Origin of the sequence: Kitasatospora sp. NBC_01266 (assembly GCF_036242395.1) — a bacterium.
Lineage (GTDB): Bacteria > Actinomycetota > Actinomycetes > Streptomycetales > Streptomycetaceae > Kitasatospora.
In genome coordinates this window covers 1723233-1732696 of the sequence record NZ_CP108458.1, presented here as the reverse complement: position 1 = coordinate 1732696, position 9464 = coordinate 1723233, and the positions used below count along the sequence as shown (strand labels likewise).

Annotated in this window: 1 protein-coding gene; it reads left to right on the top strand. The window is 73.5% G+C overall.

Annotated elements, in window-relative coordinates:
• The first annotated feature begins 43 nt into the window (after nt 1-43).
• Nucleotides 44-9430: a type I polyketide synthase gene (locus OG403_RS07465; protein WP_329562469.1), complete on the top strand. Its 9387-nt coding sequence runs from the start codon at nt 44-46 to the stop codon at nt 9428-9430.
• Nucleotides 9431-9464 lie beyond the last annotated feature (34 nt).

Sequence of the window (9464 nt, the reverse complement as noted above, 5' to 3'; positions counted from 1 at the left end):
GCTGACCTCACGTCATGCTTGGCTGCCTCGATAGGTGATTCACGTGGAGAACGAAGAAAAGCTCCGGGACTACCTGAAGCGCGTCACCGCCGATCTGCGTCGCAGTCGGCAGCGGCTGCGCGAGATCGAGGCGGCCGAGCAGGAGCCCATCGCCATCGTGGGCATGGCCTGCCGGTTCCCCGGCGGGATCTCCTCTCCCGAGGAGTTGTGGCAGCTGGTCCTCGGCGAGCAGGACGCCATCGGCGGCTTCCCCGAGGACCGGGGCTGGGACCTGGGCGCCCTCTACGACCCCGACGCCGAGGGCCCGGGCACCAGTTACGTCCGCGGCGGCGGTTTCCTGACCGGCGCCGCGGACTTCGACCCCGGCTTCTTCGGGATCTCGCCGCGTGAGGCGCTGGCGATGGACCCCCAGCAGCGCCTGGTCCTGGAGGCCGCCTGGGAGGCCGTCGAGCGGGCCGGGCTCAACCCCGCGACCCTGCAAGGCAGTCGGACCGGCGTCTTCGTCGGCGCCGCCTACAGCGGCTACACCACCGGCGTCTACCCGCTCCCCGAGGGCCTGGAAGGCCACCTGCTCACCGGCAACGTGACCAGCGCCGCCTCGGGCCGGGTCTCCTACACGCTGGGCCTGGAGGGCCCGGCGGTCACCGTGGACACGGCCTGCTCCTCCTCGCTGGTGGCGCTGCACCTGGCGGTGCAGGCGCTGCGCGGCGGCGAGTGCTCGATGGCGCTGGCCGGCGGCGTGACCGTGATGACCAACCCGAGCACGCTGACCGAGTTCAGCAAGCAGCGCGGTCTGGCCGCCGACGGCCGCTGCAAGGCCTTCGCGGCGGCCGCCGACGGCTTCGGCAGCTCCGAGGGCGTGGGCATGCTGCTGGTCGAGCGGCTCGGCGACGCCGAGCGGCTGGGCCACCAGGTACTGGCCGTGGTCCGGGGCTCGGCCGTGAACCAGGACGGCGCGTCGAACGGCCTGACGGCGCCGAACGGCCCCTCGCAGCAGCGGGTGATCCGCCAGGCGCTGGAGAACGCCCGGCTGACGGCCGACCAGGTCGACGTGGTCGAGGCGCACGGCACGGGCACCCCGCTGGGCGACCCGATCGAGGCCCAGGCGCTGCTGGCCACCTACGGCCAGGGCCGCGAGGAGGGCCGCGCGCCACTGCTGCTCGGCTCGGTGAAGTCCAACATCGGCCACACCCAGGCGGCGGCCGGGGTGGCGGGTGTGATCAAGATGGTGCTGGCGATGCGCGGCGGCCTGCTGCCGCGCACGCTGCACGTGGACGAGCCGACCCCGCACGTGGACTGGTCGGCCGGTGCGGTCGAGCTGCTGACCGAGGCGGCGGCCTGGCCGCAGACGGGGGAGCCGCGCCGGGCGGGCGTCTCCTCGTTCGGGATCAGCGGGACCAACGCGCATGTGATTCTTGAGCAGGCGCCGGTCGCCGCGCTCGCTGATGACGTGTCAGATGAGGTCTCGGAGGCCCCGGTTGTCGCCGTTGCGGCGCTCGAGTCGCCGGTGGTGCCGTGGGTCCTCTCCGGGCGGGGAGCGGCGGCGCTGCGGGCGCAGGCGGAGCGGCTGACGGCGGTCGAGGGCGAGCCGGCGGCGGTGGGTGCGGCGCTGGTGCGTGGGCGCTCGGTCTTCGAGGACCGCGCGGTGGTGCTGGGTACCGACCGGGACGAGCTGCTCGCCGGGCTGCGCGAGATCGCCGCCGGTGGCGGGCTGACCGGCCGGGGTGAGGGCAGCGGTGGGGTGGTGCTGGTCTTCCCGGGTCAGGGTTCGCAGTGGGTGGGGATGGCGTCGGGGCTGATGGCGGCTTCGCCGGTGTTCGCGGAGTCGATCGCGGCCTGTGCTGAGGCGCTGAAGCCTTTTGTGGACTGGTCGTTGGAGGATGCGCTGGCGGATGTCGCGTTGCTGGAGCGGGTTGACGTGGTGCAGCCGGTGCTCTTCGCGGTGATGGTGTCGTTGGCGGCGCTGTGGCGTTCGATGGGGATCACGCCGTCGGCTGTGGTGGGTCACTCGCAGGGTGAGATCGCGGCGGCTTGTGTGGCGGGTGCGTTGTCGTTGGAGGATGCTGCGCGGGTGGTGGCGCTGCGGGCGAAGGCGCTGGCGCGGGTGGCGGGTTCGGGTGGCATGGTGTCGCTCTTCGCTTCGGCGTCGACGGCGGGTGAGCTGCTGGCGGGGTTTGAGGGCCGGGTCGGCATCGCGGCGGTGAACGGGCCGGGTTCGGTGGTGGTTTCGGGTGAGGCTGCCGGTCTGGACGAGTTCCTGGCTTGGTGTGCTGCGGTGGGTGTGGATGCCCGTCGGGTGAGGGTGGACTACGCCTCGCACTCCGCGCAGATGGAGGTGCTGGAGGCGGAGATTGTCGAGGCGTTGGCGCCGGTGACGGGTCTGGCGCCGAGTATCCCGATGTTCTCGACGTATACGGGGGAGTGGGTCAAGCCGGGTGAGCTGGGCGGGCGTTACTGGTACGAGAACCTGCGGCACCCGGTCCGGCTGCAGTTCGCGGTGGAGGAGCTGGCCAAGGCCGGGCACCGGGTCTTCGTGGAGTCCAGCCCGCACCCGGTGCTCACCGTGGGCGTGCAGGACACCCTGGACGCCAACGGTGGCGGTATCGCGCTGGGGACTCTGCGTCGCGAACAGGGCGATGCGCGTCGCTTCTTGGCCTCTGTCGCCGAGGCCTTCGTCAACGGCGCCACGGTGGACTGGTCGCGCGTGCTGACCTCGGATGTCCATGTCGACCTGCCGACTTATGCCTTCCAGCGGGAGCGGCTCTGGCTGGAGTCGGCGGTCGGCGCCGGTGCGGCGGCCGGTTCGGATCCGGCGGAGGCGGGTTTCTGGGCGGCGGTTGACGGTGGTGACCTGGCGGGGCTCTCGGATGCGCTGGGTGTCGATGGGGCGCAGCCGTTCGGTGAGGTGCTGCCGGCGATCGCGGCGTGGCGTCGTGGGCGGCGTGAGGCCTCGGTGGTGGACGAGTGGCGCTACCGGGTGGTCTGGCGGCCGGTGTCGGTGGAGGCCGGTGTCGCGCTGGCCGGCGCCTGGCTGGTGGTGACGCATGGTCAGGATTCTGGTGCCGTGGTGGCGGCGCTGCGGGCCGGTGGCGCCGAAGCGGTCGAGGTCATCGATGACGCTTCGGGGCTGGCGGAGGCGGTTGCCGGGCGCGAGTTCGCCGGGGTGCTCTCGCTGGTGGGGCCCGCTGCTGTCGCCCCGGTCGCGCCGGTCGGTCAGCTCTCGCTGCTCCAGGCCCTGGCCCAGCTGGGGGCGGACGCCCGGGTCTGGTGGGTGACCTCGGGTGCGGTGTCGGTGGGTCGCTCGGATGCGCTGACGGCGCCGGGCGCCGCGCCGGTGTGGGGTCTGGGTCGGGTGGCGGCGCTGGAGTTCCCGGAGCGCTGGGGTGGTCTGGTCGACGTTCCCGAGGAGTTGGACGCGCGGGCTGGTGCGCGGCTCTGCGCGGTGCTGGCGCAGTCGGTTGAGGACCAGGTGGCGGTTCGGGCGTCCGGGGTCTTCGGGGCCCGGTTGGAGCGGGCGTTGCCGGGGATCGCGGTGGAGGCCGGCTGGTCGGTCTCGGGTTCGGTGCTGGTGACCGGTGGGACGGGCGGGCTGGGTGCGCAGGTGGCGCGCTGGCTGGTCGGGCAGGGTGCCGAGCACCTGGTGCTGGTGAGCCGTCGTGGCCCGCAGGCACCGGGAGCCGGCGAACTGGCCGAGGAACTGCGCGGCCTGGGGGCCAGGGTCGACATCGTGGCCTGCGATGTGGCGGACCGGGACGCGCTCGCCCAGGCCATCGAGGGCGTTGAGCTGTCGGCGGTCGTGCACGCGGCGGGTGTGCTGGATGACGGTGTGCTGGAGGGACTGACGGCCGAGCGGCTGCACGCGGTGCTGGCGGCGAAGGCGGAATCGGCTTGGCATTTGCATGAACTGACGAAGAGTCAGAATCTTTCGGCGTTCGTGCTCTTCTCCTCGCTGGCGGGCACCCTGGGTGCGGCCGGTCAGGGCAACTACGCCGCCGCCAACGCCTACCTGGACGCCCTCGCCGAGTACCGCGCCACCCTCGGCCTGCCGGCGACCTCCATCGCGTGGGGTCCGTGGGCGGAGGACGGTCTGGCGGCGGACAGCGCGGTGGTCGGCGCCCGGATGCGGCGCAGCGGCCTGCCCGCGATGGCCCCGGCCGGTGGACTGACCGCACTGGCACGGGCGTTGGCGGTCGGCGACACCACGCTCGCGGTGGCCGAGGTGGCCTGGGAGCGGTTCGCGCCCTCCTTCGTCTCCGTTCGGCCGTCCGCACTGCTGGCCGATGTGCTGGAGAGCCTCGGGCTGGCGGCCGACACCTCGGCCGAGGCCACGGCCGAACTCGCCGGTTGGGCTGGTCGGTTGGCGGGTCTGGTGGCGGGGGAGCGGTTGTCGGCGGTGGTGGGCTGGGTCTGTGCCGAGGCGGCGTCGGTGCTGGGGTATGGCTCGGTGGACGCGGTGGCGGCGGGGCGGGCCTTCCGGGACCTGGGGTTCGATTCGCTGACGGCGGTGGAACTGCGGAACCGGCTGGCGAAGTTGTCGGGTCAGCGGCTGCCGGCGGGGTTGGTCTTCGACTACCCGACGCCGAGGGTGCTGGGCGAGTTCCTGCTGGGCAAGCTCTCGGACTCGGGCGCGCAGGCGGTGGGTGCGGAAGTCGCCGCGCCGGTGCGGTCGGTGGTCGAGGACGACCCGGTGGTGATCGTCGGGATGGCCTGCCGCTACCCGGGCGGGGCCGCCTCGCCGGAGGAGTTCTGGCGGCTGCTGGAGTCGGGCACCGACACCATCGCGGAGTTCCCCAACGACCGTGGCTGGGACCTGGAGTCGCTCTTCGCCGCGAGCGAGGGGGCACGCCAGGGCGCGTTCCTCTATGAGGCGGGCGAGTTCGACGCGGACTTCTTCGGGATCTCGCCGCGCGAGGCGCTGGCGATGGACCCGCAGCAGCGGCTGCTGCTGGAGACCTCCTGGGAGCTGTTCGAGCAGGCCGGAATCGATCTCTCGGCGCTGCGCGGGAGTTCGACCGGCGTCTTCGTCGGCACCAACGGCCAGGACTACCCGGCCCTGCTCGCCGCCGCTGCGGAGGACGTGGCCGGCCATGTGCTGACGGGCAACGCGGCGAGCGTGGTCTCGGGCCGCCTCTCCTACACCTTCGGCTTCGAGGGCCCCGCGGTCACCGTGGACACGGCCTGCTCCTCCTCCCTGGTTGCTCTTCACCTGGCCGTCCAGGCGCTGCGCAACGGCGAGTGCGCGATGGCGGTAGCCGGTGGCGCGACCGTGATGTCGACCCCCGCCTCGTTCGCCGAGTTCGGGCGTCAGGGCGGCCTGGCGGCGGACAGCCGGTGCAAGGCGTTCGCGGCGGCAGCGGACGGCACCGGCTGGGGTGAGGGGGTCGGGCTGCTGCTGGTGGAGCGGTTGTCCGATGCCGAGCGGTTGGGGCACCGGGTGCTGGCGACGGTGCGTGGTACGGCGGTGAACCAGGATGGCGCGTCGAACGGTCTGACGGCGCCGAACGGTCCGTCGCAGCAGCGGGTGATCCGGCAGGCTTTGGCAAGCGCCGGTCTGTCGGCTGGTCAGGTTGACGTCGTGGAGGCGCATGGGACGGGTACGGCGTTGGGTGATCCGATCGAGGCGGAGGCGCTGCTGGCGACCTACGGCCAGGGTCGTCCGGCTGAGCGGCCGTTGCTGCTGGGGTCGGTGAAGTCGAACATCGGGCACACTCAGGCGGCGGCGGGTGTGGCGGGTGTGATCAAGATGGTGCTGGCGATGCGGCACGGGATCGTGCCGCAGACGCTGCATGTGGATGAGCCGTCGCCGCAGATCGACTGGTCGGCGGGCGCGGTGGAGCTGGTCACCGAGAAGCGGGTGTGGCCGGAGGGTGAGGGTCCGCGTCGTGCGGGTGTCTCCTCGTTCGGCGTGAGCGGCACCAATGCGCACGCGATCATCGAAGTCACCCCGGAGACCGTTGAGGTGGCTTCCGAGGCGGTCGACTGCGTCACTCCGTGGGTGCTTTCGGGCCGCACGGAGCGCGCGCTCCAGGACCAGGCGCGGCAGTTGCTGCAACGGGTCGAGCACGACAGCGAGTTGCGTCCGCAGGACGTCGCCTTCTCGCTGGTGACACAGCGGGCTGCGCTGGAGCGTCGGGCGGTGGTGGTCGGTCGGGGTCGTGAGGCGCTGCTGGCTGGGCTGGCCGCTCTCGCCGAGGGTCGCGAGGTGTCGGGTGTGGTGGGTGGTGCTGCTGCGGATGACCCGAAGGTGGCGCTGCTCTTCTCGGGGCAGGGCAGTCAGCGGGCCGGGATGGGGCGTGAACTGTACGCCGCGTTCCCGGTGTTCGCGGACGCGCTGGACGCGGTCTGCGCGCGGTTCGACGCCGAGCTGGAACGCCCGCTGCGCGAGGTGCTGTTCGACACCGAGTCGGACCTGCTGGACCAGACCGGCTACACCCAGGCCGGGTTGTTCGCCATCGAGGTGGCGCTGTTCCGCCTGCTGGAGTCCTGGGGTGTCCGGCCCGACTACCTGGCCGGCCACTCGATCGGCGAACTCGCGGCCGCACATGTCGCGGGTGTCTGGTCGCTGGCGGACGCCTGCAAGCTGGTGGCCGCTCGCGGTCGCCTGATGCAGGCACTGCCCGCCGGTGGCGCGATGCTCGCCGTCCAGGCCACCGAGGACGAGGTCCGCGCCGCCCTGACCGGCATGGTGGACATCGCGGCCGTCAACGGGCCCGACTCGATCGTCGTCTCTGGCGCCGAGGCCGACATCACCGCCCTTGAGTCGGCGTTCCGCGCCGAGGGCCGCAAGGTCAAGCGCCTCACCGTCAGCCACGCCTTCCACTCCGCGCTGATGGACCCGATGCTCGCCGAGTTCCGGGCCGTCGCCGAGTCCCTCACCTATGCGCAGCCCCGGATCCCGCTGGTCACCGCCCTCGCCGAGGACCTCACCGCCCCCGGCTACTGGGTGCGCCACGTCCGCGAGGCCGTCCGCTTCGCCGACGCCCTCGCCACCCTCCAGGGCCATGGTGTGCGCACCTTCCTGGAGATCGGCCCCGACACCGTGCTCTCCGCGATGGCCGCCGAGACCGGCTGCATCCCCACCCAGCGAGCCGGGCGCCCCGAGGCGGAGACCCTGCTCACCGCCCTTGCGAGCGCCTACACGCGCGGCACGGCCGTCGACTGGGCCGCCACCCTGCCCGCCGACGCCCACGGCGTCGACCTGCCCACCTACGCCTTCCAGCGCACCCGCTTCTGGCCCACCGTGGTGGCCGCTCCCAAGGCAGCCGCCGCCACCGACCTGGACGCCCGCTTCTGGGCGGCCGTCGAGCAGCAGGACCTCGCCACCCTCACCACCACCCTCGACCTCCCCGACCCCGCCGCCCTCGGCCAACTCCTGCCCGCCCTCTCCACCTACCACCGCCGCCGCAGCGCCGACGCGCGGACCGAGGCGTGGCGCTACAGCCTCAGCTGGCGTCCCGCGCCGTTCGCGGGCACCGCCCGGCTCGGTGGCAGCTGGCTGCTCGCCGTCCCCGCCGAGCTGGCCGAGGACCCGTTCGTCACCGCGGCCGCCGCCGCGCTGACCCGCCACGGCGCCCAGGTGCGTCACCTCGCGCTCTCGGCGGCCGACCGCTTCGACCGGGACCGCCTGGCCGAGTTGCTGCGCGCCGAGGCCCCGGCCGCCGGCGTCCTGTCGCTGCTCGCGCTGGACGAGTCCGCCCACCCCGAACACCCCTCCGTCCCGGCCGGTCTGGCCGCCACCCTGGCGCTGCTCCAGGCCCTCGGCGACGCGGCCGACGCGCTGGACGCCCCGCTCTGGTGCCTGACCCGGGACGCCGTCGCGGTCGCTCCCGGCGAGCGCCTCAGCGGTGCGCTCCAGGCACACGTTTGGGGCCTGGGCCGGGCCGTGGCACTGGAGTCGCCCGCGCTCTGGGGCGGTCTGGTCGACCTGGAGCCCGAGCCCGGCGATGCCGCCCTCGACCTGCTCTGCCGGCTGCTCGCCGACTCCGAGGGCGAGGATCAGCTGGCGATCCGTCAGTCCGGTTGCTACGTACGCCGCCTGGAGCGCGCGCCGCTTCCCGCCGCCCGGCCCGAGCCCGCGCCGCGGCACGGCACGGTGCTGATCACCGGCGGCACCGGCGCGCTCGGCCGCCAGGTGGCCCGCGCCTACGCCGAGGACGGCGCCGCGCGGTTGCTGCTGGTCAGCCGGCGCGGTCTCGACGCCCCAGGGGCCGAGGAGTTCGCGGCCGAGCTGACCGCGCTCGGCGCCGAGGTCGCGGTGGCGGCCTGCGACGTCGCCGACCGCGCGGCGCTCGCCGAGCTGCTCGGCGCGATCCCGGCCGCCCACCCGCTGACCTCGGTGGTGCACACCGCCGGTGTGCTGGACGACGGCGTCGCCGACCGGATGACGCCGGAGCGCCTGGCTCCCGTGCTGCGCGCCAAGGTGACCGCCGCGCTGAACCTGCACGAGCTGACGCTGGATCAGCAGCTGAGCGAGTTCGTCCTCTTCTCCTCCGTCTCCGGCACCATCGGCGGCGCGGGTCAGGCCAACTACGCGGCCGCCAACGCCTTCCTCAACATCCTGGCCGAGCAGCGCCGGTCCGCCGGCCTGCCCGGCAGCTCGATCGCCTGGGGCCCGTGGGCCGAGGGCGGCCTGGCGGCGGACGGCAGCGTGGTCGAGCAGCGCACCCGGCGGGCCGGGCTGCCCGCGATGCCGCCCGAGGCGGCAACCGCCGCCTACCGTCGCTCGCTCGGCACCGGCCCCGCCCTGCTCGCCATCGTGGACATCGACTGGGCCCGCTTCGCCCCCGGCTTCACCGCTGCCCGTCCGAGCCGCCTCTTCGACCGACTGCCGGAGGTGGCAGGCATCCTGGCCTCGCTCCAGGAGTCCGCCGGGGCGGTCGACCCGGCGGCTCCCGACCTCGCCCAGCGGCTGGCCCAACTGGCCCCGGCCGAACGGGAGGAGGCGCTGCTCACGCTGGTGCGCGGCAAGGTGGCGCTGGTGCTCGGCCACAGCTCTGCCCAGGCCGTCGAGCCCAACCGGGCGTTCAAGGACCTCGGGTTCGACTCGCTGACCGCCGTCGAGCTGCGCAACCAGCTCGGCGCCGCCGTCGGGCGGCAGTTGCCGCCCACCCTGGTCTTCGACTACCCCACCTCGGTCGACCTGGCCGCCCACCTGCACGCCGAACTCTGCCCGCAGGACCAGGGCGGCGTGGCCTCGGTGCTGGCGGAGTTCGACCGCCTGGAAGCGGCGCTGGCCGCGCTCACGGCCGAGGAGGACGACCGGACCCGGATCGCGGTGCGCCTCAACGCCGTGCTGGCGAAGTGGGGTTCGGGTTCGGCCGCGCGGAGCGCGAACGCTCCGGTCGAGGCCGCCGCCGTCGCCGACCAGCTGCACGAGGCGACCTCCGACGAGGTCTTCGCCTTCATCGATCAAGAACTCGGCATGTCCTGAGTCGCTGGCTCCAGCCAGAGCACCTTCTTCCGAA